Origin of the sequence: Micromonospora costi, assembly GCF_003626655.1 — a bacterium.
GTDB classification, from domain to species: domain Bacteria; phylum Actinomycetota; class Actinomycetes; order Mycobacteriales; family Micromonosporaceae; genus Micromonospora; species Micromonospora costi.
Map to the genome: position 1 here is coordinate 1,134,553 of NZ_RBAN01000001.1, position 23,535 is coordinate 1,158,087.

The 23,535-nt window shown below is 75.1% G+C and carries 23 protein-coding genes; 12 read left to right on the plus strand and 11 right to left on the minus strand.

The window, feature by feature from the left end; genetic code table 11:
• Positions 1–53 precede the first annotated feature (53 nt).
• Together recG and D7193_RS05105 are read right to left on the minus strand one after the other, a co-directional pair.
• Positions 54–2,273, minus strand: coding sequence for an ATP-dependent DNA helicase RecG (recG, locus tag D7193_RS05100; RefSeq protein ID WP_120778162.1), 2,220 nt, complete (start codon positions 2,271–2,273; stop codon positions 54–56).
• The gene (locus D7193_RS05105) at positions 2,270–3,871 is read right to left on the minus strand and encodes a DAK2 domain-containing protein (RefSeq protein ID WP_120778163.1); all 1,602 of its coding nucleotides are present in this window, start codon (positions 3,869–3,871) and stop codon (positions 2,270–2,272) included. Before D7193_RS05105 ends, recG begins: the two co-directional genes overlap by 4 nt.
• 232 nt (positions 3,872–4,103) lie before the next feature.
• On the opposite strand from D7193_RS05105, the gene rpmB reads away from it, so the two are divergent.
• Positions 4,104–4,295, plus strand: coding sequence for a 50S ribosomal protein L28 (rpmB, locus tag D7193_RS05110; RefSeq protein WP_013284551.1), 192 nt, complete (start codon positions 4,104–4,106; stop codon positions 4,293–4,295).
• Between the two features lie 184 nt (positions 4,296–4,479).
• Positions 4,480–5,736 carry an ATP-grasp domain-containing protein gene (locus D7193_RS05115; protein ID WP_120778164.1) on the plus strand — a complete coding sequence of 419 codons (1,257 nt, stop codon included), beginning with the start codon at positions 4,480–4,482 and terminating at the stop codon, positions 5,734–5,736.
• Positions 5,737–5,805: 69 nt separating this feature from the next.
• On the opposite strand, the gene D7193_RS05120 is transcribed toward D7193_RS05115, so the two are convergent.
• Together D7193_RS05120 and D7193_RS05125 are read right to left on the minus strand one after the other, a co-directional pair.
• Positions 5,806–6,273 carry a GNAT family N-acetyltransferase gene (locus D7193_RS05120; RefSeq protein ID WP_120778165.1) on the minus strand — a complete coding sequence of 156 codons (468 nt, stop codon included), beginning with the start codon at positions 6,271–6,273 and terminating at the stop codon, positions 5,806–5,808.
• A 28-nt stretch (positions 6,274–6,301) separates the two neighbouring features.
• Positions 6,302–7,240: a thiamine-phosphate kinase gene (locus D7193_RS05125; RefSeq protein WP_120779273.1), complete on the minus strand. Its 939-nt coding sequence runs from the start codon at positions 7,238–7,240 to the stop codon at positions 6,302–6,304.
• Between the two features lie 145 nt (positions 7,241–7,385).
• On the opposite strand from D7193_RS05125, the gene D7193_RS05130 reads away from it, so the two are divergent.
• Complete coding sequence (locus D7193_RS05130; protein ID WP_013284547.1) at positions 7,386–7,619, plus strand: Lrp/AsnC ligand binding domain-containing protein; 234 nt, start codon at positions 7,386–7,388, stop codon at positions 7,617–7,619.
• Entirely contained in the window at positions 7,620–8,252 is a 633-nt protein-coding gene (locus D7193_RS05135) for a DUF3515 family protein (protein ID WP_120778166.1), read from the plus strand.
• A gap of 130 nt (positions 8,253–8,382) precedes the next feature.
• On the opposite strand, the gene D7193_RS05140 is transcribed toward D7193_RS05135, so the two are convergent.
• Positions 8,383–9,483, minus strand: a complete 1,101-nt coding sequence (locus D7193_RS05140; protein ID WP_120778167.1) for a D-alanine--D-alanine ligase family protein — start codon at positions 9,481–9,483, stop codon at positions 8,383–8,385.
• A gap of 213 nt (positions 9,484–9,696) precedes the next feature.
• On the opposite strand from D7193_RS05140, the gene D7193_RS05145 reads away from it, so the two are divergent.
• Positions 9,697–10,959 carry an ATP-binding protein gene (locus tag D7193_RS05145; RefSeq protein ID WP_120778168.1) on the plus strand — a complete coding sequence of 421 codons (1,263 nt, stop codon included), beginning with the start codon at positions 9,697–9,699 and terminating at the stop codon, positions 10,957–10,959.
• 6 nt (positions 10,960–10,965) lie between these two features.
• Here the strand turns inward: D7193_RS05145 and D7193_RS05150 are convergent, their stop codons facing one another.
• The gene (locus tag D7193_RS05150) at positions 10,966–11,184 is read right to left on the minus strand and encodes a hypothetical protein (RefSeq protein ID WP_120778169.1); all 219 of its coding nucleotides are present in this window, start codon (positions 11,182–11,184) and stop codon (positions 10,966–10,968) included.
• 276 nt (positions 11,185–11,460) lie between these two features.
• Between D7193_RS05150 and D7193_RS05155 the strand changes: the two genes are divergently transcribed.
• Positions 11,461–12,306: a helix-turn-helix domain-containing protein gene (locus tag D7193_RS05155; RefSeq protein WP_120778170.1), complete on the plus strand. Its 846-nt coding sequence runs from the start codon at positions 11,461–11,463 to the stop codon at positions 12,304–12,306.
• A 5-nt stretch (positions 12,307–12,311) separates the two neighbouring features.
• Positions 12,312–12,512: a DUF397 domain-containing protein gene (locus tag D7193_RS05160; protein WP_120778171.1), complete on the plus strand. Its 201-nt coding sequence runs from the start codon at positions 12,312–12,314 to the stop codon at positions 12,510–12,512.
• A gap of 93 nt (positions 12,513–12,605) precedes the next feature.
• Here the strand turns inward: D7193_RS05160 and D7193_RS05165 are convergent, their stop codons facing one another.
• The 5 genes from D7193_RS05165 to D7193_RS05185 form a co-directional block, all read right to left on the minus strand.
• Positions 12,606–13,655: an ROK family protein gene (locus D7193_RS05165; protein WP_120778172.1), complete on the minus strand. Its 1,050-nt coding sequence runs from the start codon at positions 13,653–13,655 to the stop codon at positions 12,606–12,608.
• A 30-nt stretch (positions 13,656–13,685) separates the two neighbouring features.
• Positions 13,686–14,519: a putative protein N(5)-glutamine methyltransferase gene (locus D7193_RS05170; protein WP_120778173.1), complete on the minus strand. Its 834-nt coding sequence runs from the start codon at positions 14,517–14,519 to the stop codon at positions 13,686–13,688.
• Positions 14,520–14,698: 179 nt separating this feature from the next.
• A complete protein-coding gene (locus D7193_RS05175) occupies positions 14,699–15,820 on the minus strand; it encodes a cystathionine gamma-lyase (RefSeq protein WP_120778174.1) in 1,122 nt (373 codons plus the stop codon).
• Between the two features lie 7 nt (positions 15,821–15,827).
• Positions 15,828–16,844, minus strand: coding sequence for an NAD(P)H-dependent glycerol-3-phosphate dehydrogenase (locus D7193_RS05180; RefSeq protein WP_120778175.1), 1,017 nt, complete (start codon positions 16,842–16,844; stop codon positions 15,828–15,830).
• Between the two features lie 76 nt (positions 16,845–16,920).
• The gene (locus D7193_RS05185; protein ID WP_120779274.1) at positions 16,921–17,649 is read right to left on the minus strand and encodes a lysophospholipid acyltransferase family protein; all 729 of its coding nucleotides are present in this window, start codon (positions 17,647–17,649) and stop codon (positions 16,921–16,923) included.
• Positions 17,650–17,775: 126 nt separating this feature from the next.
• On the opposite strand from D7193_RS05185, the gene cofC reads away from it, so the two are divergent.
• From cofC to D7193_RS05210, 5 genes are read left to right on the plus strand one after another with little or no spacing between them, the layout of a single operon-like run.
• A complete protein-coding gene (gene cofC, locus D7193_RS05190; protein ID WP_120778176.1) occupies positions 17,776–18,417 on the plus strand; it encodes a 2-phospho-L-lactate guanylyltransferase in 642 nt (213 codons plus the stop codon).
• A gap of 28 nt (positions 18,418–18,445) precedes the next feature.
• Positions 18,446–18,643, plus strand: coding sequence for a cold-shock protein (locus D7193_RS05195; RefSeq protein ID WP_120778177.1), 198 nt, complete (start codon positions 18,446–18,448; stop codon positions 18,641–18,643).
• A 54-nt stretch (positions 18,644–18,697) separates the two neighbouring features.
• Positions 18,698–21,028 (plus strand): RNA degradosome polyphosphate kinase, encoded by a 2,331-nt coding sequence (locus D7193_RS05200; RefSeq protein WP_120778178.1) that lies wholly within the window; start codon positions 18,698–18,700, stop codon positions 21,026–21,028.
• A 24-nt stretch (positions 21,029–21,052) separates the two neighbouring features.
• Complete coding sequence (locus tag D7193_RS05205; RefSeq protein WP_120778179.1) at positions 21,053–22,579, plus strand: CYTH and CHAD domain-containing protein; 1,527 nt, start codon at positions 21,053–21,055, stop codon at positions 22,577–22,579.
• Positions 22,567–23,445 (plus strand): NUDIX hydrolase, encoded by an 879-nt coding sequence (locus D7193_RS05210; protein ID WP_120778180.1) that lies wholly within the window; start codon positions 22,567–22,569, stop codon positions 23,443–23,445. The genes D7193_RS05205 and D7193_RS05210 overlap by 13 nt, the downstream gene beginning before the upstream one ends.
• The last annotated feature ends 90 nt before the right edge of the window (positions 23,446–23,535 follow it).

Consider the following 23,535-nt stretch of genomic DNA (forward strand, 5'->3'; position numbering starts at 1 on the left):
CCGGACGCCGGGAACGCTCACCACGACGGAACGCGAACGGCGGAACGCCGGCCTCAGCCCTTCTCCAGGTACTCCGCGCGTTCCTCGTCGACCAGCGCGGCCACCGAGGCGGCCAGGGCGGGGTGACCGGTGAGGTCCGGATCCTCCTCGACGAGCGCGATCGCCTCGGCACGGGCGTCGCGGATCAGGTCCGCGTCGCGCAGCAGGGACAGCAGGCGCAGGTGGGAGCGGCGCCCGGACTGGGTGGCCCCGAGCACGTCGCCCTCGCGGCGCTGCTCCAGGTCGAGTTCGGCGAGCTTGAAACCGTCCGTCGTGGACGCCACCGCGTCGAGCCGCTCCCGAGCGGGGCTGCCCTCCGGGGCCTCGGTGACGAGCAGGCAGAGCCCGGCCGCGGCACCCCGGCCCACCCGGCCGCGCAACTGGTGCAGCTGGGAGACGCCGAACCGGTCCGCGTCCAGCACGATCATCACGGTGGCGTTGGGTACGTCCACACCGACCTCGACGACCGTGGTGGCGACCAGCACGTCGAGCTGCCCTCCCGCGAACGAGCGCATCACCGCGTCCTTCTCGTCGGCCGGCAACCGGCCGTGCAGCACGCCGATCCGCAGCCCGTGCAGCGGCCCCTCGGCGAGCAGCGGCGCCACTTCGGTCACCGCGAGCGGGGGCCGCCGGCCGGAGTCGTCCTCCCGCGGGGCCTCCTCCTCGCTGGCCGGGCCGTCGCCGATCCGGGGGCACACCACGTACGCCTGGTGCCCGGCTGCCACCTCCTCCCGCAGCCGCCGCCAGGCCCGGTCCAGGAAGGCGGGCTTCTCGGCGGCCGGCACCACGTGCGAGGCGATCGGCGACCGCCCCCGGGGCAGCTGGGAGAGGGTGGAGGTCTCCAGGTCGCCGTAGACGGTCATGGCCACCGTGCGCGGGATGGGGGTGGCCGTCATCACCAGCACGTGCGGCGGCTGGTCGGCCTTGGCCCGCAACGCGTCCCGCTGCTCCACCCCGAAACGGTGCTGCTCGTCGACCACCACGAGACCCAGGTCGGCGAAGTCGACTCCCTCGTAGAGCAGGGCGTGGGTGCCGACCACGATGCCGGCGCGGCCCTGCGCCACCTCGGCGAGCGCCCGGCGCCGGGCGGCCGCGCCGAGCGAGCCGGTGACCAGCTCCACCCGGGTGGCGTCCGCGGCCGAGTCCAGCTCACCGGCCCGCCCGAGCGGGCCGAGCAGGTCGAGGATGCCCCGATGGTGCTGCGCGGCGAGCACCTCCGTCGGCGCGAGCAGCGCCGCCTGCCCGCCCGCGTCCACCACCTGGAGCATGGCGCGCAACGCGACCACCGTCTTGCCGGAGCCGACCTCGCCCTGAAGCAGCCGGTGCATCGGGTGCGCGGTGGCGAGGTCCGCGGCGATCTCCCGGCCCACGTCGCGTTGGCCGGACGTCAGCTCGTACGGCAGCCGCGCGTCGAAGGCGTCCAGCAGCCCCGCGGACCGGCCCGGACGGGGGCGCGCCGGCCAGTCGGCCGCCCGGTGCTTGCGCTGCACCAGCGTCAGCTGCACCGCGAACGCCTCGTCCCACTTGAGCCGGCGCCGGGCGCGGTAGAGCTCCTCCTTGCTCGACGGCCGGTGGATCTCCCGCAGGGCGGTGCCCAGCCCCACCAGGTTCCGGCTGGCGCGTACGGTCGCCGGCAGCGGATCCTCCGGCGGGGTGAGCGTGTCCAGCACCACCCGGACGCACCGGGCGATCACCCAGGTCGGCACGGCCGCCGCGGCCGGGTAGACGGGGATGAGGGCCCCCGCGAACTCCTCGATCTCCTCGTTGGCCGCCGCCTCGCCGTCGCCGCCCTCGCCGAGCAGGACGTACTCCGGGCCGTTGAGCTGGCGCTTGCCCCGGAACTCGGTGACCTTGCCGGCGAACAGACCCCACCGCCCCGGCCGGAGCTCCCGCTCGCGCCAGGCCTGGTTGCCGAAGAAGGTGAGCGTGAGCACCCCGCCGGAGCCGTCGCCCACCGTCACCTCGAGCAGGTTGCCCCGGCGCTGCCGCATCGGCCGCACCGCGGTGCGCTGCACCTGGGCCAGCACTGTCACCTGCTCGCCGACGTCGAGCGAGCGGATGTCGGTGTGCTCGCCGCGCTCGTCGTAGCGGCGGGGGAAGTGGTAGACGAGGTCACCCGCGGTGTGCAGGTCGAGGTGCGTGGCCAGCGCCTTGGCGGTCCGCTCCCCGACCAGCTTCTTCAGGGGAGTGTCCACCGTGGCCCGCTCACCCGTGCCGGCGCTCCGCTCGCTCATTCCACCCCCACCAGGAGCGGGTAGTGCGGCTGCCCACCCGCGTACGCGTGCACCTCGACGAAGGGCCAGCGCCGCCCGACGTGGGTGCGGACCGCGTCGACGAGGCCGGCCGGGGCGTCCGCCCCGGAGATCAGGGTGACCAGCTCGCCGCCGCCGCCGAGCATCCGGTCGACCACCGCGACGCAGGTGTCGACCAGATCGGCGCCGATGAGGTGCACCTCCCCCTCCACGAGGGCGAGCACGTCGCCACGCCGGCACGGCCCGGCGACGGTGAGCGCCTCCCGGCTGGCGTGGCAGACCTCGGCGTAGCGGCAGGCGCCGGCCGCCTCGGCCATCGCGATGACGTCGTCCTCGAAGCGGCGGCCCGGGTCGCGCACCGCCAGGGCGGCGAGCGCCTGCACCGGGGAGCGGGTGGGCACCACGCTGACCTTGACGCCCAACCGGTGCGCCTCCTTGGCGGCGGCGCTCGCGACGGCCTGCGTGTTCGGGTCGTTGGGCAGCACCACCACCCGGGCCGCGCCGGTCGCGCGGATGGCGTCCAGCAGCTCGCCCGTGGACGGGTTGCCCGGCACCACCGTGGCGCCCTCGCCGCCGAACAGCTCGGCGATCCCGGCGCCGGGCGCCACCACGACGGCTGCCCGGCCGTCCACGGCCGGCGCCGGGACCTGGTCGGCGAAGCGGGTCACCGTGATGCGGTGCGGACGGCCGGCGTCCACCCCCGCCTCGATGGCCGCGCCCACGTCGTTGACGTGCACGTGCACGTTCCAGGTGCCCTCGGCGGCGCCGTCGCCGACGATCACCAGGGAGTCACCCAGGTCGGCGAGCACCCCACGCATCCGGTCGACCGCGTCACGCCCGGCGTCGAGGAGGAACTGCACCTCGTACGCGTACCGCTCGGAGCCGGTCTCGCGGACGGCGGTGGCCGGCGGGGCCACGGCCCGTGCGACGGGCGCCGCCCGCACCGGGCGCTCCCCGGTGAGCACCTCGACCAGGGCGTCCAGCAGCAGGCACAGCCCCCGGCCGCCGGCGTCGACCACGCCGGCCCGGGCCAGCGCCGGGAGCTGCTCGGGCGTGCGGGTCAGGGCCGCCGCGGCCTCCCCGGCGGCCGCGCCCGCCACGGCGCACAGGTCGTCGCTGTCCGCCCGTTCGGCGCCGGCGGCCGCCGCGGCGACGACCGTGAGCAGCGTGCCCTCGACCGGTCGGGCGACCGCCGTGTAGGCGGCGGCGGTCGCGTCGCGCAGGGCGGCGGCCAGCGCCCGCCCCCGCACCACGGGGACCGCGCCCGCCGCGTCGGCGAAGCCGCGCAGGATCTGCGAGAGGATCACCCCGGAGTTGCCCCGGGCGCCGAGCAGCGCCCCCCGGGCCATGAGCCGCAGCGCGTGCCCGTGCGGCGTGGCCTCGCCGTCGGGGAGGGTGTCCAGGTCCATCCCGAGCGCCTGCTGGGCCGAGGTCAGGGTGAGCACCAGGTTGGTGCCGGTGTCGCCGTCGGGCACCGGGTAGACGTTGAGCTGGTCGATCTCGGACTGGTGCCGCTTGAGCGCGGCCAGCCCGTCCGCGCACCAGCGGCGGACCGCGGCGGCGTCGAGGGTGTCCAGCACGGCGAGAAGCCTACTGGCGTACGCCGACAGCCGCCGGTGTCGCCGGGCGTGTCCCCGCCGGCCGCTATCCTCGGCCCGCGGCTCCGCCTCCGGCGCGGGGCCGGGTGTCCGGCGGGCGCCGGCACGTGGCCCGGTTGGGCGGGGTGGCCGGTCATCGGGTAACCTGACCAGGTTGCCCGGGCAGCGCCTGCCGCCGGCGACCTCATGAACGTTTCAATCTCAGGAGTATCCCGTGGCTAGCGTGTGCGACGTCTGTGGCAAGGGGCCGGGCTTCGGCCACAACGTGTCCCACTCGCACCGGCGGACCAACCGCCGCTGGAACCCGAACATCCAGTCGGTGCGTACCCCGGCCGGTGGCGGCACCACCAAGAAGTTGCAGGTCTGCACCTCGTGCATCAAGGCCGGCAAGGTCACCCGCGCCTGACCGGGTAGCCGACCACACTGATCAGCGGCACAGCCGGCGGACCGATGGTCCGCCGGCTCTTGTCGTCTCCGTGGCACCGGCCCTGACGGGTACGCGACGCCCTGTGGACCATGCCCGTACGTCCGGTTAGGGTCTCCCTGCGCCGACTGGCGGGCGCGGCTCGGCGAGCGTGGGGAGGGCGATCGTGCGGCTGGACCTGGGCCGGGAGCACCTGATCATCATGGGGACCTCGCACGGCATGCTGCGTTGGTTCGTCGACGACCTGCCGCCGGACAGCGTGGTGCTCGTCGAGGAACCCGACGTGATCCGCCGCCGCGACGTCGAGCGCCTCGTCGAGCAGCTCCCCTTCCTGTCCCGCGTCGTGCCGGCGGAGTACCAGACCGGCCTGGACGCCGAGGCGTTGCTGGCCCGCGAGCCCGGGCTCAGGGCCGCCCGGCTGGTGATGCCCGGCATGGAGTACGCGGTCGCCGGCGCCGCCCGGCTGGCCGACGCGCTCGGCCTGCCCGGCGCCGGGATCGCCGCCGCCGACGTCTTCTCCGACAAGCACCGGATGCGGCTGCTGGCGGCCGAGGCCGGCCTCGCCAACCCGGCCTTCGAGCTGGTGGACGACCCGGCGCGGGCGGCGGCGTTCGCCCGCGAGCACGGCGGCCGGTGCGTGCTGAAGCCCACCCGCCGCTCCGGCAGCCTGGGCGTGCAGGTCCTCACCGATCCGGAGCAGGTCGTCGCCTACTGGGCCGAGACGGCCACCCCGGCGGACACCCCGGAGACGAGCGATCGCGGCCTGCCCACCGCCGTGCTCGTGGAGCAGGTGCTCGACGGCCGGGAGCACAGCGTCGAGCTGCTGGTCGCCGACGGCGAGGTCATCTTCGGCAACGTGACCGACAAGCGGGTCCAGCCCGGCCGCCGCCCGGTGGAGACCGGGCACACCGTCCCGTCCCTGCTGCCCGACGAGGTCCGGCGGGCGCTGCTGGACGCGGCCACCCGGCTGGCGCGGGCGGCCGGCTTCGGCACCGGGGTGCTGCACAGTGAGTGGATGGTGGCCGACGGGCGGCCGACGCTGATCGAGTGCGCCGCCCGGCTCCCCGGCGACATGATCACCGCGCTGATCTCGATCGCGTACGAGTGCGGTTTCCTCCACGCGTACCTGCGGACGCTGCGCGGCGAGCGGCCGGTGCTGCCGACCCGGGCGCCGGGCGGGGCGGCGGTGGAGTTCCTCCTGGCCCCGCCGGGCACCGTCACGGGCATCGACGGCGTGCGGGCGGCGAGCCGCGTCTCCGGTGTGCTGCACGTGCAGCTCGACGTCGCGCCGGGCGCCACGGTCGGTGAGGTCACCAACTCGCTGGCCCGCAGCGGGTACGTGCTGGTCTGGGGCCCCGACGCGACCGAGGCGACCGCCGCGGCCGGCAAGGCCGCCGAGCAGATAAAGATCATCACCGCCTGAGCGGGCCCGCCAGGCCGGGCCGGCCGACCGGGGGCCCGCCCATCGGGGCCCGCCGGGCCGCCGGCCGGATCAGAGGGTACGGCCGAACGAGATGCAGCCCGGTTCGTCCTTGTAGTAGCCGAAGTTCGGGATCCGCTCGTACCCGGCCGAGCCGTACATGGCGATCGCCTCGGGCTGCCGGTCGCCGCACTCCAGGATCATCCGCTTGCGTCCGTGGTCGCGGGCGGACTCCTCCACGGCCGCCAGCACGGCACGGGCCACGCCGCGGCCCCGGGCCTCCGGCGCGGTGTACATCCGCTTCAGCTCGGCCGTGTCGCCTCCCTCGCCGTGGGAGCGCCAGCCGCCGCAGCCGACCGGCACACCGTCGAGGTGGGCGACGAGGAACGCGCCGGCGGGCGGGACGAACTCGGCGGGGTCGACCGGCGTCTCGTCGCCGCTGCCGCCGTACCGGGCGCCCAGGTCGGCGAGCGCCGCCCGGATCAGCCGCTGCGCCACCGGCGCGTCGAACGGCACGGCGTGAATCTCGATCTCACTCACCGGTAAAGGGTACGACCGACGACGACCCTTACCGGAAGTGGTCCCAGCCCGCCGACCCGGTGTACGGCTTCCCGTCCACGGTCACACCGGACCCGGCCGCCACAAGGCCGATCGGACGCCACGGCGGCGGCAGGTCGACCCCGGGCGGGAACGTGGCGGCCAGCGCGTGGTCCTCGCCGCCGCCGAGCATCCAGGCGTACGGGTCGGCGCCGAGCGCCTGCGCGGCGTCGCGCATCTGCGGGGGCACCTCGAAGGCGTCCCGCCGCACGTCGATCGCGACGCCGCTGGCCCGCGCCACGTGGCCCAGGTCGGCCACGAGCCCGTCCGACACGTCGATCATCGAGGTGGCCCCGAGGCCGGCGGCCTGCGGCCCCGCCGCGTACGGCACCTCCGGGCGGCGGTACGCCTCGACCAGCAGGCGGGGCGTGCGGAACCCGCGGGAGAGCACGGTCAGCCCGGCGGCCGCGTACCCGGTTCGGCCGGCGAGGGCGAGCACGTCCCCGGGGCGCGCCCCGGACCGCGTCACGGGCGGCCGGCCACCGAGGTCGCCGAGCGCGGTCACCGCGATCGTGAGCGTGGGACTGGACGACATGTCACCGCCGACCACGCTCGCGCCCACCGTGGCCGCCTCGGCCGCCAGCCCGTCGGCCAGTTCCTCCGCCCAGCTCTGCTCCAGCTCCGGCGGCATGCAGAGGGCGACCAGCAGGGCCGTCGGGGTGCCGCCCATGGCCGCGATGTCGGCCAGGTTGGCCGCCGCCGCCCGGTGACCGATGTCCCGCGCGCTCCCCCAGTCACGGCGGAAGTGCCGCCCCTCGACCAGCACGTCGGTCGACGCCGCGACCCGGGCGTCCGGTGCGGCGATCACCGCCGCGTCGTCACCGGGACCCAGCAGGGTGGCCGGCCCGTACGTGAGCCGGGACGTCACCCGCTCGATCAGGCCGAACTCGCCGACGTCCGCGACGCGCACCCCGCCACCCTCGTTCCGTTCCGGCCGCCCGGGCCCGCCGTGCTCGCTCACCGCTTCTCCTCGACCACCGATAGGGATCGGACCTGCACCGTACGGTAGTTTCACCCTTCAGGCCGCTCATGCGGCGACGGAGGGAGGCCGAGTCGTGGTACAGGCGTACATCCTCATCCAGACCGAGGTCGGCCGCGCGCGCGACGTGGCCGGTCTCATCGCGGACCTCGCCGGCGTGGTGCGCGTCGACGCCGTCACCGGCCCGTACGACGTGGTCGTCCTCACCGAGGCGAACACCGTCGACGAGCTGGGCAAACTCATCGTCAGCAAGGTGCAGATGGTGCCCGGCATCACCCGCACCCTCACGTGTTCGGTGGTGCGCCTGTAAGTGGACAAGATCACTACTACCGAGGTCGACGAGCGTCCGGACGACGCGGCCCCCGACGCCCGCCAGGGCGCCGACCCGTCCAACCGGCGGGCCGCCCTGATCGCGACGCTGGTCGCGCTGCCCATCACGCTCGTGGTGGCCGGGATCACCTTCGCCCAGCTCTCCCCGGACGACCCGGCGCCCACGCCGAGCCCGTCGGCCAGCACCACCCGGGCGCAGTCCACCGCGCCCGTGGAGATGGCCGCTCCGGCGCTGGCCACCCGCCCGGCCACGCTCTGCCGCGCCCTGCTGTCCCAGATGCCCGACAGCATCCGTGACCTGCGGCAGCGGCCGGTGACCGCGGGCGCCGAGCAGAACGCCGCGTACGGGGACCCGGCGCTCACCGTGGCGTGCGGCGGCGCCGAGCCGGCCCTCCCGGCCACCTCGGACGTCTGGACGGTCAACAAGGTCTGCTGGTACGCCGTCGAGCAGGACGACGCCACCGTGCTCACCACCGTCGACCGGGAGACCGCGGTGACGGTGCGGGTGCCGCGCACGTACGACCAGCCGTTGCAGTGGGTGTCACCGATCTCCGACACCATCGTGGCCTCGGTGCCCTCCGGCGGCGACATCCCCGCCGGCTGCCGGGCCTGACCGCGACCGCCGCTGCGGGCGGTGGCTACGTGAGGCGACGGGTGGCCCTTCCCGGGCCGCCCGTCCCCCGCCGGGGTCCGCGCCCGGCGCATCGAGCCACGGCAGCCGTCCGGCGCCGGGCCGGCGCCCGTCAGTGCAGGCCGACGCCCCGTCCGAGGGCGGTTTGGATCAGGCGGTCGACCAGCTTCGGGTACTCCAGGCCCGAGGCCGCCCACATGCGCGGGAACATCGACGACGGGGTGAAGCCCGGCATGGTGTTGACCTCGTTGAGGTAGACGTCCAGCTCCGGGGTGACGAAGAAGTCGGCCCGTGCCAGCCCGGCGCAGTCCAGTGCCATGAAGGCGCGCACCGCGTACTCCTGGACCTGCCGGGTGACCCGGTCGGGCAGGTTCGCCGGGATGTCGTACTCGCACGAGTCGTCTAGGTACTTCGCCTCGAAGTCGTAGAACTCGTGGTCGGCGACGACCCGGACCTCGGCGAGCACCGAGGCCTCCGGCGTGCCACCGGCCTCGCCCTCCAGCACGCCGCACTCGATCTCGCGGCCGATGATCGCGCCCTCGACGAGCACCTTCGGGTCGATCTGGCGGGCGGCGGCGACCGCCGCGTCCAGCTGTGACCAGTCGCTGACCTTGGTGACGCCGAAGGACGAGCCGGCCCGGGACGGCTTCACGAACACGGGCAGGCCGAGCCGTTCCTTGTCCGCCTCGCTCAGGGTCACGCCGTTGCGCAGCACCGCGTACGGGCCCACGGGGATGCCCTCGGCCGCGCAGAGCTTCTTCGTGAACTCCTTGTCCATGGCGGCCGCCGAGGCGAAGACGTTCGCGCCGACGTACGGGATGCCGGCCATCTCCAGCATCCCCTGGATCGTGCCGTCCTCGCCGTACGCGCCGTGCAGCACCGGGAAGACCACGTCCACGTCGGCGAGCGCCCGCGGGCCCTCGGCCGGGTCGAGCACCATCAGGCCGTTGCCGGTCGGGTCGGCGCGCAGCACCAGGTCGACGCCGGACTCCGCGGTGACCTCCGGGAGCTGCCGGGACTGGATGGCGAGCCGCTCGGGGTCGCCGCTGGTGAGCACCCACTGCCCGGCACGGGTGATGCCGACGGGCACCACCTCGTACTCGTCCGGGTCGAGCGCGCCGATCACGCTGCCGGCGCTGACGGCGGAGATGCCGTGCTCCGGGCTGCGGCCGCCGAAGACGACGGCCACGCGGGTCTTGCCTGGGGTGGTCACTCCGGTCACCTCTCCGGTCGGGGCGCACGCTGATCGCTCACCGGTTGACCTTACTGTGCGTGGCGGCGGGTCGAGGGCGATACCCGGTGAGAGGCGGCACGACACCGCAAACGGTCAACGATCACATACGGTGCGTAACCACGCGTCGGGACTCGCGCGCCAGGTCAGAGCGGGTCCCGCCCCGCGTGCCGCGTCACACTACGCTGCTGCGCTGTGAGCTTCGACGCCCTCATCGACAGCCTGTCCGCCGCGGTCGACGCGCGCCCGGAGGACCTGCCGCTGCGGCTGCACCTCGCCACCCTCCTGCTGGACGCCGGGCGCGGCGGCGAGGCGATCGCCCACATCGGACGGGCGCTCGCCCACGACCCGGGCAACGACCAGGCGCAGGCGTTGATGCAGCGGGCGCTAGGCGCCCCCGTACCCCCGCCCCGGCCCGCGCCGGACGCGACGCCCGCGGCCGGTTCCAGCCCGGCGACCGCGGCACCGGCCGGCGACGACCCGCTCGCCGCCTACGAGCAGGAGCTGGCCGGCGTGGTGCCGCCGCGCTTCGCCCCGGCGGGCGACGAGCCGGAGCCGGTGGCCGGTGACCACGACCGGGCGTACGACGTGGAGACCTCCACGGTCCGGCTGGCCGACGTGGGCGGAATGTCGGCGGTGAAGGAGCGGCTGGAGCTGGCCTTCCTCGGGCCGCTGCGCAATCCGCAGTTGCGCAAGATGTACGGCAAGAGCCTGCGTGGCGGCCTGATGCTCTACGGGCCGCCCGGCTGCGGCAAGACGTTCCTCGCCCGGGCGGTGGCCGGCGAGATGGGCGCGAAGTTCGTGTCGCTGTCCATCGTGGACGTGTTGGACATGTGGATGGGCAACTCCGAGCGGAACCTGCACGAGCTGTTCCAGGCGGCGCGCCGCAACGCGCCGTGCGTGTTCTTCCTCGACGAGATCGACGCGCTGGGGCACAAGCGTTCCCAGGTCAGCTCCAGTTCGATGCGGACGCTCGGCAACCAGCTGCTGGCCGAGCTGGACGGCATGGAGGGCAGCAACGAGGGCGTCTTCGTGCTGGCCGCCACCAACACGCCGTGGGACGTCGACCCGGCGCTGCGCCGCCCCGGCCGGCTCGACCGGGTGGTGCTGGTGCTGCCCCCGGACGCCGAGGCCCGCGCGGCCATCCTCGAGTACCACCTGCGGGAACGGCCCATCGCCGGCATCGACCTGCGCCGGGTGGTGGCCGCCACCGAGGACTACTCGGGGGCGGACCTGGCCCACCTCTGCGAGACCGCCGCCGAGTTCGCGATGGCCGACTCGGTGCGCACCGGCGAGATCCGCATGATCGAGCAGCGCGACCTGGACCGGGCGCTGACGGAGGTCCGCCCGTCGACGCGACCGTGGCTGGCCACCGCCCGCAACGTCGCGATGTTCGCCAACGAGGGCGGCGTCTACGACGACCTGGTCGCCTACCTCAAGCGCCGCAAGCTGCTCTGACGGCGGTCACTCCCGCGCGTGCCGCCGCCCGACGGCGATCACCTTCACCCGTTGCCGGCCGGCCCGCACCATGCCGAGCGCCATGAAGGCGCCGGCGATCCGGTCGGCCGCCTCCCGGCTGCTGGCGCCGACCACCTGCCGCCGCCGTTCCGGGCTGGTCCGCTCGTTGCGGCCACCCCCCTCGAACGGGCGCACGTCGGTGAGCACCACCAGGAAGCGGGTCATCGCCGGCTCCCGGGGTGGTCGGCGTGGGCTTGCGGACCGGTACGCACGCTGACTCCCTTCCGACGGGTGGAAACGGTGCGGCACGCGACGATCGGGTATGGGGGAGAAACCCGATCGCCGCGCGCCCCATCCCCTCCGGTCGCTCACCGCCACCGTCGCCACGACAACCGGCGGTGAGGACGCGGTAACAGATTGACAGGTGTGCAGCCGTGAATGCAACTCTCATCGGCGTTCTCTCATGTACCGATTCCCAGAAATGTGTGCGACCATCGATGCATGGCCCCGAAGACCGCCCGCGCCCGCCGCCTCGGTCTCGCGCTGCGCACCCACCGGGAGGCCGCCGGCCTGACCCTGGAGGCCGCGGCGGACGAGATCAACAGCACCCGGAGCACGCTCTCCCGCTACGAGAACGCCCAGTCGCCGGTGAAGCCGGCCACCGTGCGCGCCCTGCTCACCCTCTACGGGGTCGCGCCCGACGACGTCGCCGCCGCCGTACAGCTGGCCAAGGACGCCCGCAAGCCCGGCTGGTGGGTCTCCTACTCGTACCTGCTGGACCGCCGGACCATCGACTTCATCGCGCTGGAGGCCGAGGCGACCGGCATCGCCAACTTCGAACCTTCGGTGGTGCCCGGCCTGCTCCAGACCGCCGACTACATCCGCGGGGTCATGCGCGGCGGCCCGCACACGCTCACCGACGAGCAGGTGGAGCAGCGGGTGAAGGTGCGGCTGGACCGGCAGCAACGGCTCACCGCCGACGAGCCGCCGATCCTCGACGCCATCATCGACGAGGGCGCGCTGCTGCGCCCGGTCGGCGACCGGTCGGTGATGGAGGGCCAGCTGCGGCACCTCGTCAAGATGGCCGAGCTGCCCAACATCACGGTCCAGGTGATCCCGCTGGCCGCCGGCTACCACCGGGGCACCCGGGGCTCGCTGCACATCCTGGAGTTCGCCGACCCGGAGGACCCGATCATCGCCTCCGTGGAGACGGTGGCCGGCCAGATGATCCTCGACCGGCCCGGCGACCTGCGCACCTGCAGCAAGATCATGGAACACCTGCGGACGGTCGCGCTCAGCCCGGCGGCGAGCCGCGACCAGCTCCTCCAACTCCTGAAGGGACGGTAGCTCCGATGACACCGACGATCAGCGCGGCGCTGGCCGCGGCCGGCTGGCGCAAGAGCAGCCGCAGCGGCGACGAGGGCGCCTGCGTCGAGGTGGCGCTGGTCCCCGAGCTGGTGGCCGTCCGCGACTCGAAGGACCCGGCCGGCCCCACGCTGCTGTTCGCGCCGGCCGCCTGGGCCGCGTTCGCCCAGGCGCCACCACGCCGCTGACCGCCCCTGGCGCCCGGCCGCCGGTGGGCGGTGGCTGGGCACCGGGTCCCGGCCGGCCACCGGTGGGCGGTGGCCGGCCGGACGGGGAACCGCTCAGGCCACCACCGGCCGGGGCGCGGGCCCGGCGCGCAGGGCCTCCAACGCCGCGATGGCCACGCCGCGGGCACCGGCCATGTCCCGGTCGGGGACGAGGGCGAAGGTGGCCACCGCGGCCTGCTCCTCCCGCAGCGTGGTGTTCTCCCGGACGGTGGCGAGGAACCAGTCACGGAACTCCGGCGCCGCCTCCACCACGCCCCCGCCCACGAAGTACGCGTGCGGGTCGGTGAAGTTCGCGGCGATCGTGAAGAGCCGCCCGATCGCCGCCGCCTGCTGGGCGAACACGGCGCGGGCCAGCGCGTCGCCCCGCTCCCCGTACCCGCGGACCAGCCGGGCCGCCCGCGCCGGGGTCTCGCCGGCCAGCGGATGCCCCGGATAGCGGGTGAGCCAGTAGGGCAGCAGGCTCCGCTCGATGGCGGTCAGCGAGGCGACGCTCTCCGCGTCACCGGCGAACCCGCACCCGCAGACCGGCGCGGGCTGATCGGGCGCGAGCACCCCGTCCAGCGGGATGTGCACGTGGCCCAGCTCGCCCGCCATGCCGGCCGCCCCGGCCACCACCCGGCCGCTCTCCACCACGCCACCGCCGAGACCCGTGCCGACGATCGCCGCGACCGACGACCGGGCCATGGCCTCGGATCCGAAGTGGACGTGGTGGGCGTAGAGCGCCGCCGCGTTGCCGTCGTTGTGGTAGACCACCGGCAGGCCGAGCCGCCGTTCGAGCGCTCCCCGGACGTCGAACCCCCGCCAGGCCGGCTGGGAGAAGTTGGTCGACCCGCGCGAGGAGATGACGCCGGTGGCGCTGGCCGGGCCCGGCGTGTCCAGCCCGACCGCCCGCACCCGCTCGCGCCGCACCCCGGTGCGGGCGAGCACCCCGTCGAGAGCGCGGGCCAGCGCCTCGATGGCGGCCTCCGGCCCGCGCTGCACCTCGCTCGGGATCTCCACGAGCCCGTCGACCAGGAACCGGCCGTGCAGCGTCAGGACGGTGGCGTTGTTGCTGGTGCCGCCGTTGTCCAGCCCCACGACCACCGGCACGTCCGCAGCGTCCACGGCACTCCTCCCCCCGAGCCTGGTCCGAGGCTAGTGCGGCGCCCGACCGCCCGCCACGTCCGGCGACCCGCCCTCAGGGACCGGGAGCCGGGCGACCACCGCCGTCGCCTCCAGGTCCTCGTCGTGCCGTACCGCCGGCACCAGCCCCACCTCGGCGAACGCCGCGCAGAGCGCGTCGGTCTGGGCCTCCGCGGCCTCCACCACGACATGCCCGCCGGGGGCCAGCCAGCGGACCGCGCCGGCCGCGACCCGGCGCAGCACGGCCAGCCCGTCCGGGCCGCCGTCGAGGGCCACCGGCGCCTCGTGCAACCGCGCCTCAGGGGGCAGCAGCTCCACCGCGGACGTCGGGACGTACGGAGCATTGGCGACGACCAGGTCCAACCGGCCCCGCCACCGCGGCGGCAGTGGGTCGAACAGGTCGCCGGAGAACACGGGAACGCCCAGCCGGGCGAGGTTGCGCCGGGCGCAGGCCACCGCCGCGGAATCGATGTCGGCGGCCGCGAGCCAGCGCGGCGCGAGCCGCCGGGCCAGCGCGAGCGTCGTGGCGCCGGAGCCGCAGCAGAGGTCCACGACGGCGGGCGCCGGGCCGGTGACCGCCGCGGCGACGTCGACCACCAGGGCCGTACGCCCGCGGGGCACGAAGACGCCCGGGTCGACGGCGACCCGCAACCCGCAGAACTCGGCCCAGCCGAGCACGTACTCCAGCGGCTCGCCGGCGATCCGTCGCGCCACGAGGTCGGCCAGTAGGGCCGGCGAGTCGGCGGCGTCGAGGAGCAGGTCGGCCTCGTCCTCGGCGTACACGCAGCCGGCGGCGCGCAGCCGGCTCACGAGGGCGGAATGGTCGGTCGTGAAGGGCACGGTCATGGGAAACCTCCGGAAACGCCGTGGGCGCTCCCGGCGGCCGCTACGGGCGCGGCGGAGAAGCGGGAGGGAGCGCCGGTCCTGCTGTCGGGTGGATCGGACTCACCTCCTCCGGTCGGGACCCCTGCGGGTCACCGGAACCATACTCCGCCGACCCGTCGGTCAGGCCGGCGCCCCGGCCGTCAGGCCGGCGCCCCGGCGGCGTCGAGCGCGGCCGCCATGTCGGCCACCAGGTCAGCGGTGTCCTCCACCCCGCAGGACAGCCGGACGAAGCCCGGTGGAGTGTCGTCGCCCCACTGGGCGCGCCGGTCCGCCGTCGTGTGCAGGCCGCCGAAGGAGGTGGCCGCCACGACCAGCCGGGCGGCGTCGACGAACCGGGCGACCCGGTCGGCGTCCCCGAGGTCGAACGAGACCACACCGGGCACCCGGCGCATCTGCGCCGACGCCACCGCGTACGCCGGGTCCTCGGGCCGGCCCGGCCACCGCAGGCCGGTCACGTCCGCGCGGCCGGCGAGCAGCGCGGCGACCGCCTCGGCGTTCGCGCTCTGCCGCCCCAGCCGCAGGTCCAGGGTCGCCAGCGACCGGTGCGCCAGCCACGCGTCGAAGGCGCCCGGGATGGCACCCGTGGTGTTCCGCCAGCCCGTCACCGCCTCGATCAGCTCCGTGGACCGGCTCGCCACGTAGCCGAGCAGCAGGTCCGAATGGCCGGTGAGCGCCTTGGTGCCGGACGCGACGACCACGTCCGCGCCGAGGTCCAGCGGTCGCTGCCCGAGCGGCGTGGCGGTGGTGTTGTCCACGGCGAGCAGCGCGCCGGCCGCGTGGGCCCGGTCGGCGAGGGCAGCCACGTCCACCACGTCCAGCCCCGGGTTGGCCGGGGTCTCCACCAGCACGAGCCGGACGCCGGCCAGGTCCGGGTACGGCCCGGCGGTGGGCACGAACACCACGCGTACGCCCATCGCCTCCAGCGTCCCGGTGGCGAACGCGCGGACCGTGTAGTACCCGTCGGACGGCAGCAGCACCGTGTCCCCGGGACGGAGCAGGGTGAGCAGCAGCCCGGTGATGGCGGCCTGCCCGCTCGCGAAGACCCGGCAGTCACCGCCCTCCAGCTCGCCGACGGCGTCCTCGAGCAGCCGCCGGGTCGGGTTGTCCGGGCGGCCGTAGCCGTTCGGCCCGCCCGCGGGCCCCTGCCACGGGTCGAGGTGGTACGGCGCCGCGAACACCGGCCCCGGCAGGAAGGGTTGTCCGGGCACCGGCTCCGGCAGCCCGGCGTGCACGCAACGGGTGCCGTCTCCCCACTCGTTCATCTCGTCCTCACTCGTACGACTCGGGCTTGGCGGTCCGGCTCATCAGGGTGTCCACGGCGATGCGGGGGTCCATCCCCTCGTGGCAGATCCGCTCGACCTGCTCGGTGATCGGCATCTCCACGCCATGCGCGCGGGCCAGGTCGCGCACCGACAGGCAGCTCTTGACACCCTCGGCGGTCTGCCGCGTCGCCGCCTGCGCCTGCTCCATCGTCTCGCCCCGGCCCAGGTGCTCCCCGAAGGTGCGGTTGCGGGCCAGCGGCGACGAGCAGGAGGCCACCAGGTCGCCCATCCCGGCCAGGCCGGCGAAGGTGATCGGGTCGGCGCCGAGGGCCACACCCAGGCGTGCCGTCTCGGCCAGCCCCCGGGTCATCAGCATGGCCCGGGTGTTGTCGCCGAAGCCCATGGCCGTGGCGATGCCGTACGCCAGGGCGATCACGTTCTTCACGGCCCCGCCCAGCTCGCAGCCGACCACGTCGTCGTTGGTGTACGGGCGGAAGTACGGCGTCCTGATCGACGACTGCACGAGGGCCGTCCGCCGGCTGTCCGTCCCCGCGACGACGGTCGCGGCGGGCTGCTCGGCGGCGATCTCCGGGGCCAGGTTCGGGCCGGACACCACGACCACCCGGTCCGCCGCCACCCCGGCGGTCTCGACGATCACCTCGCTCATCCGCTTGGTGGTGCCGAGCTCGATGCCCTTCATGAGCGACACCAGCGTGGCGTCGGGGTGCACGTACCCGGCCCACTCGGCGAGGTTGCCGCGCAGCGTCTGCGACGGCACGGCCAGCACCACCACCTCGGCGTCGGTGATCGCCTCGGCGGCGTCCGCGGTGGCCGTCACCCGCTCGGGCAGGACCAGGTGCGGCAGGTACTCCGGATTGCGCCGCTCCGTCCGCAGGATGTCGGCGACCGGCGCCCGCCGCGCCCAGATCGTCACCTCCCGGCCGGCGTCGGCGAGGATCTTGGCGAACGCGGTGCCCCACGAGCCGGCACCGAGCACCGCCACATGCCCACCCCGCTCGCTCACGCCGCCGCTCCGCTTCGCTCCCCGGCGGCGCGAGGCGCCACGCTGCTGTGCCGAATGGTTCGCTCGCTACGCTCGCTCACGCCGCCCCGCCCTGCTGCTGGCGCTGCGTACGGGGTCGCTCCCACAGCGGCGGCGGTGTGCCACCGCGGATCTCGGCGACCATGTCCCGCAACCGCAGCATGATCGTGTCGGTCATCTCCTCCAGCGTGGCCCGGGTGGGCGACGCGCCGGCCCAGGCGCTCAGGTCGATCGGCGGGCCGGCCACCACGCTCACCGGGATCCGCGGCCGCAGGCTGAACTTGGCGGTCCGGGGGTCGAACATCTTCTCCGGCCCCCACATGGCGATCGGGATGACCGGGGCGCCCGTGGTCAGGGCCAGCCGGGCGGCCCCCGTCTTCCCCTTCATGGGCCACAGGTCCGGCTCGCGGGTGGTCGTGCCCTCCGGATAGATCACCACGCTGCCGCCGGCCTTCAACGCGGCGACCAGCGCGTCGAGCGACCGGGCCGCGTCCACGGTGCCCCGCTCGACCGGGATCTGCCGGCAGCGGTGCAGGATCCACCCGAGCACCGGCACCCGGAACACACTCGCCTTGGCGAGGAACTGCGGCCAGCGCCCGGCGTCGTAGATGAAGTGCGCGGAAACCAGCGGGTCGGCGTGCGACAGGTGGTTCGCCACGATGATCACCCCGCCGTCGCGGCCCAGGTGTTCCATGCCCTGCCACGTCCGCCGCGTCCACACGGTCAGGACCGGCTTCACCAGCACCGCGGCCAACCGTGGCCAGAATCCCAGTCTCCGCCGTGCCACCACGCCTCCTCGTGCCGCCGGGCTCCGCGCACCGGCCCCGCCGGTGCCACCCGCAGCGGAAATCATGCCTGCTCCCCTGAGGTACGGGCCAGCGAGGGTACGCCGGCCGGCTGGCAGGATTGCGGTGTGACTCAGCCGAGGTGGGCGATCGTGGTGCCCGTGAAGCGCCTGGCGGCGGCGAAGAGCCGGCTGCGTGGGGCGCTGCCCGGCGTACCGCACGAGGAGCTGGCGCTCGCCCTGGCGGCCGACACGGTCCGCGCGGTGCGGGCGTGCCCGGCGGTGGCCGAGGTGCTGGTGGTGACCGACGACACCCGGGTCGGCGCGGAGGCACGCGCCGCCGGCGCGCGGGTGGTGCCGGACCGGCCGGGCGCCGGGCTGAACGCCGCCTTCCGTCACGGCGCCGCCGCGGCGCGGGCCGGATGGGTGGCCGCTCTCACCGCCGACCTGCCCGCGCTGCGTCCGGCCGAGCTCGCGGCCGCGCTCGCCGCGGCACGGGAGGACCCGGCAGCGCGGACGTTCGTGGCGGACGCGCCCGGCACCGGCACCGTGCTGCTCACCGCGCCGCCCGGGGTTCCACTGGACCCGCGCTTCGGGGTGGACTCGGCGGCGGCGCACGCGGCGAGCGGGGCGCGACCGCTGGCCGGTGAGTGGCGGAGCCTGCGCCGGGACGTGGACACCGCCGGGGACCTGGCGGCCGCCGCGGCGCTCGGGCTCGGGCCGCGCACCGCGGCGCTCACCGCCGCCTGCGCGGCCGGCACGCCCGGCTGAGCCCGCCACCCCGGTGTACGGTGCTGGCATGCAGGGCACGGTGGCCACCTACGACGCGGCGACCCGCAGCGGTCTGCTGCTCCTCGACGACGGCACCGAGCTGCCCTTCCCGGCCCGCGCCTTCGACGCCTCCGGGCTGCGCCTGCTCCGCCTCGGCCAGCGGGTCCGCGTGGAGACCGACGCGACCGGCGAGGTGGTACGGGTGACGTTGCCGACGATGAGCTGACCCGTCGCCGCCAAGTTCATTTTGCGTTCACCGGATCCGGGTGATTATGAGCGGGTGAGCACCCCTCGCGAGCACCCCGCCAACCCCGCCACCGACCCGTCCGGCGCCCGCAACGGCACCCGAATGCGCGGCAGCGACGGCCGTTTCCGCACCGACCGTCCCGCCGACGGAGACACGGCCGAGCACACCAGGGCCGCGCGTACCGACGTTCCCGCCGCCGACGCGGCGGCCGCCTCCGACGGCCTGGAGGAGGTGCTGGACCCGGTCGCCACGGCCGGCGCGGCGACCCTCCGACCCGACGACGAGCCTCCGGCCGTCCCGCCGCTGCCCGAGGACCGGTTCCTCAACCGGGAACTCTCCTGGCTCGACTTCAACGCCCGCGTGCTGGCACTCGCCGAGGACCCGCGCACCCCCCTGCTGGAGCGCGCCAAGTTCCTCGCCATCTTCGCGAGCAACCTCGACGAGTTCTACATGGTCCGGGTGGCCGGGTTGAAGCGCCGGCTCCAGGCCGGCCTGCCGGTCCGCGGCGGCGACCGGACGCCGCTGCGTACGCAGTTGGAGCTGATCGCCGAGAAGACCGCGGCGCTGGTCGCCCGGCACGCGGCGTGCTTCGTCGACGACGTGCTGCCGGGGCTCGCCGCCGAGGACATCCGCATCATGCGCTGGGCCGAGTTGGACGACGCCGAACGCGAGCGGCTACGCACGTACTTCCGAGAACAGATCTTCCCGGTGCTCACGCCGCTGGCCGTCGACCCCGCGCACCCGTTCCCGTACATCTCCGGCCGGTCGCTCAACCTGGCCGTCGCGGTCCGCGACCCGGACGGCGGTTCGGAGCTGTTCGCCCGGGTGAAGGTCCCCAACAACGTCCCCCGGTTCGTCCGGGTGAGCCGCGACCAGCCGGGCGTGCGGATGCTGCCGGTGGAGGACCTGATCTCGGTGCACCTGGGCCAGCTGTTCTCCGGCATGCAGGTGGTCGAGTGCCACCTGTTCCGGGTGACGCGCAACGCCGAGGTGGAGGTCGACGAGGACCGCGACGAGGACCTGCTCCAGGCCCTCGAACGGGAGCTGGCCCGCCGCCGGTTCGGCCCGCCCGTACGCCTGGAGGTGGCCGCCTCGATCAGCGACCACATGCTCGACCTGCTGGTCCGCGAGCTGGACATGGACGACCAGGACGTGCTGCGCGTGCCCGGCCTGCTCGACCTCTCCGCGCTCTGGCAGGTCTACAACGAGGCGGACCGGCCCGACCTGAAGGACAAGCCGTTCGTGCCGGCCACCCAGCCGCGGCTCACCGAGGGCGAGGTGCCGCGCAGCGTCTTCGCCACCCTCCGCGACGGGGACATCCTCGTGCACCACCCGTACCACTCGTTCGCGACGAGCGTGCAGCGGTTCATCGAGCAGGCCGCCGCCGACCCGAACGTGCTGGCCATCAAGCAGACCCTCTACCGCACCAGCGGCGACTCCCCCATCGTCGACGCCCTCGTGGACGCCGCGGCCGCCGGCAAGCAGGTCGTCGTGCTGGTGGAGGTGAAGGCGCGCTTCGACGAGGTGGCGAACATCGGCTGGGCCCGGACGCTGGAACGCGCCGGCTGCCATGTGGTGTACGGGCTCGTGGGGCTCAAGACGCACTGCAAGACGGCGTTGGTGGTCCGCCAGGAGGGCAACCAGATCCGCCGGTACTGCCACATCGGCACCGGCAACTACCACCCGAAGACGGCCCGGCTCTACGAGGACTTCGGGATGCTCACCGCCGACCCGGAGATCGGCGCCGACCTCACCGACCTGTTCAACGTCCTCACCGGCTACAGCCGGCAGACCGCGTACCGGCGGCTGCTGGTGGCGCCGCAGGGCATCCGCAGCGGCCTCATCGAGCGGATCGAACGGGAGATCGCCCACGTCCGGCTGGGCATGCCCGGCCTCGTCCAGTTCAAGGTGAACGCGCTGGTCGACGAGGCCATCTCCGACGCGCTCTACCGCGCCTCCCAGGCCGGCGTCCACGTCGACCTGCTGATCCGGGGGATGTGCGCGCTGCGGCCCGGCGTGCCGGGGCTGTCGGAGAACATCCGGGTCCGCTCGATCCTCGGCCGGTTCCTCGAACACTCACGGATCTTCCGTTTCGGCAACAACGGGGACGGGGAGTTCTGGATCGGCTCGGCGGACCTCATGCACCGGAACCTGGACCGGCGGGTGGAGGCGCTCGTGCAGGTCACCGACCCGGTCGCCCGGGCCGAACTGGACCACGTGCTGACGGCCGCCATGAGCCCCGAGATCGAAGCGTTCGAGCTGGCCGGCGACGGCACCTGGACCCGGCGGACCGGCACGCCGGAGGAGCCGCTCGCGCACCTGCAGGACCTGCTGCTGCGGCGGGTCGGTGACACCGCCAGCTGACGTGGCGGGGCATAGGCTGACGGGATGGAGGAGGAGCGGAAGTACGAGGTGGACGACACCTTCGTGCTGCCCGACCTGTCCGGCACGGCGCCCGCGGGAGGCCGGGTGCGCGCCCGGCCCCCCGCGATCCTGGTCGCCACCTACGTCGACACCCCCGACCTGCGGCTGGCCCGGGCCGGTGTCTCGCTGCGCCACCGCGAGGGCGACGAGCTGCCCTGGACGGTGAAGCTGCCCACCGACGCCCCGGGCGTACGGCAGGAGATCTCCCGTCCCGGGCCGTTGGGTGACCCGCCCGCGGCGCTGGCCGCGCTGGTCACCGTCCACAGCCGGGGCGCCCCGCTCGCGCCCGCCGTCGTGGTGCGGACCGAGCGGCACGCGTACGAGGTCGTCGGGCCGGACGGCGACGTGCTCGCCGAGGTCGTCGACGACCGGGTGACCACGCGGACACCCGACGGCGCGGTGACCGGCGGGTTCCGCGAGCTGGAGGTGGAGCGCAAGGCCGGCGACCGGGCCCTGCTGGACCGGATCGGGTCGGTGCTGGGCGACGCCGGGGCCCGGGGCGGATCGTTCGTCCCGAAGCACGTCCGGGCGCTCGGCCCGGCGGCCGGCGGCGAACCGGACCTGGTGCCGCCCACCGGCCTGCCGTCCCGACCCACCGCGGGAGACGTGGTCACCGAGGCGGTCCGGCGGGGCGTACGGCGGCTGGTCGAGCACGACCCGCTGGTGCGGCTGCGCGCCCCGCTCGACGGCGACACCGCCGTGCACCGGATGCGGGTGGCGTGCCGGCGTCTCCGCAGCGACCTGCGGACGTTCGGCCCCCTCGTCCGTCCCGGCTGGGCCCGGCCGCTGCGGGACGAGCTGCGCTGGCTCGCCGGTGTGCTCGGCGCGGCCCGCGACGCCGAGGTGCTGCGCGCCCGGCTGCGGCGCACCGCCGCGGCCGACCCGATCAGCCCCCTCGACTCCGCCGCCGTGGACCGGCTGGACGCCCGGCTCGGCGAGCGGGAACGCCAGGCCCTCGTCGCGGTGGACGAAGCGCTCGCCTCGGCCCGCTACCTGGCCCTCGTGGACGCGCTGGTGCTGGCCGCAAGGGCGCCCCGGCTCACTCCGCTGGCGGCGGACCCGGCGGCCCGCGTGCTGCCCCGCCTGGTGGCCCGGCCGTGGCGGCGGCTCGCCGGCGGGAAGGGCCGGCCGGGCGCGGTGGCGGAACTCGACCCGCTGGGCCCGGACGAGCGGTGGCACGCCGTCCGCAAGCGGGGCAAGCAGGCCCGGTACGCGGCGTCCGCCGTCGCTCCCGCGCTGGGCGGCCGCGCCGGCAAGCTGGCCTCGGCGCTGACCCGCGTCCAGGACCTGCTCGGGGAGCACCAGGACGCGGCGGTCGCCGCCCGGACGTGGCTGGAACTCGCCGCCGAGCGCCCGGACGACCACGCTCTCGCGGTCACCGCCGGCCGGCTCGCCGAGCGCGAACGCGCCACCGTGCACCGCGCGCGGGCGGCGTTCCCCGCTGCCTGGCACCGCGCCACCCGCCGCAAACGGACCGGATGGCTGCCGTGACCGACATCCGCGCGGCCGGCGGTGTCGCGTGGCGGCCGGCGGCCGGCGCCGTGGAGGTCTGCCTCGTGCACCGGCCCCGCTACGGGGACTGGTCGCTGCCGAAGGGGAAGCTCGAACCGGACGAGCATCCGCTGGTGGCCGCGGTCCGCGAGGTGGCCGAGGAATCCGACGTACGGGCGGTGCCGCAGGTCCGGTTGCCGTCCGCGCGCTACCGCAGCGAGGGACGGCCCAAGGTGGTCGACTACTGGTCGATGCGGGCGGTGGCGAACGGTGGCTTCCAGCCGGGCACCGAGGTCGACGAGGTGCGCTGGCTTGCCGTGGACGACGCGATCCGGCTGGTCAGCTACCCGCACGACGCGGAGGTGCTGGCCGCGTTCGCCGCGCTGGCGCCGGTGACCGCGACCGTCGCGCTGGTCCGGCACGCCCACGCCGGGATGCGGGCCACCTGGTCCGGGCCGGACACGGCCCGCCCGCTCGACGACGAGGGCTGGGCGCAGGCGCGGGCGTTGGCCGACCTGGTGGAGCTGGTGCGGCCGGCCCGGCTGCTCTCGGCGTCGGCCCGGCGGTGCGTACAGACGCTCGATCCCGCCGCGGATCGGCTCGACCTGCCCATCGAGATCTGCGGCGACCTGGACGAGCCGCGCCCCGGCCAGCAGCGCGACGAGCGGGCCCTCGCCCTCGCGGCCCGCCTGCTGGAACTGGCCGGCGCCGGAGGCCAGGCGGCAGTGTGCAGCCAGGGCAAGGTGATCCCGGGGGCGCTGGAACGCCTCACGGGCCGCGTGGGCGAGGACTTCAACACCCCGAAGGGCGGCGGCTGGCTGCTCGCCTTCGCCGGTGACGGGCTCCTCGCCGCCGAGCGCCTCTGACGCGCTGCGCCCGGCCCGGTGTGACCTCTCGGAACGCGTGGCTGCGGGTCCCCTCGCCGAACCCATAGGGACCGACGTGCGGTGGCAGGG

What these genes read in the sequence shown, in the direction of transcription:
- recG (WP_120778162.1), bottom strand. Translation starts at nt 2,273, where the DNA reads ATGAGCGAGCGGAGCGCCGGCACGGGTGAGCGGGCCACGGTGGACACT.
- D7193_RS05150 (WP_120778169.1), bottom strand. Translation starts at nt 11,184, where the DNA reads ATGACCCGCTTCCTGGTGGTGCTCACCGACGTGCGCCCGTTCGAGGGG.
- D7193_RS05155 (WP_120778170.1), top strand. Translation starts at nt 11,461, where the DNA reads ATGGCCCCGAAGACCGCCCGCGCCCGCCGCCTCGGTCTCGCGCTGCGC.
- D7193_RS05160 (WP_120778171.1), top strand. Translation starts at nt 12,312, where the DNA reads ATGACACCGACGATCAGCGCGGCGCTGGCCGCGGCCGGCTGGCGCAAG.
- D7193_RS05170 (WP_120778173.1), bottom strand. Translation starts at nt 14,519, where the DNA reads ATGACCGTGCCCTTCACGACCGACCATTCCGCCCTCGTGAGCCGGCTG.
- D7193_RS05175 (WP_120778174.1), bottom strand. Translation starts at nt 15,820, where the DNA reads ATGAACGAGTGGGGAGACGGCACCCGTTGCGTGCACGCCGGGCTGCCG.
- D7193_RS05195 (WP_120778177.1), top strand. Translation starts at nt 18,446, where the DNA reads ATGCAGGGCACGGTGGCCACCTACGACGCGGCGACCCGCAGCGGTCTG.
- D7193_RS05205 (WP_120778179.1), top strand. Translation starts at nt 21,053, where the DNA reads ATGGAGGAGGAGCGGAAGTACGAGGTGGACGACACCTTCGTGCTGCCC.
- D7193_RS05210 (WP_120778180.1), top strand. Translation starts at nt 22,567, where the DNA reads ATGGCTGCCGTGACCGACATCCGCGCGGCCGGCGGTGTCGCGTGGCGG.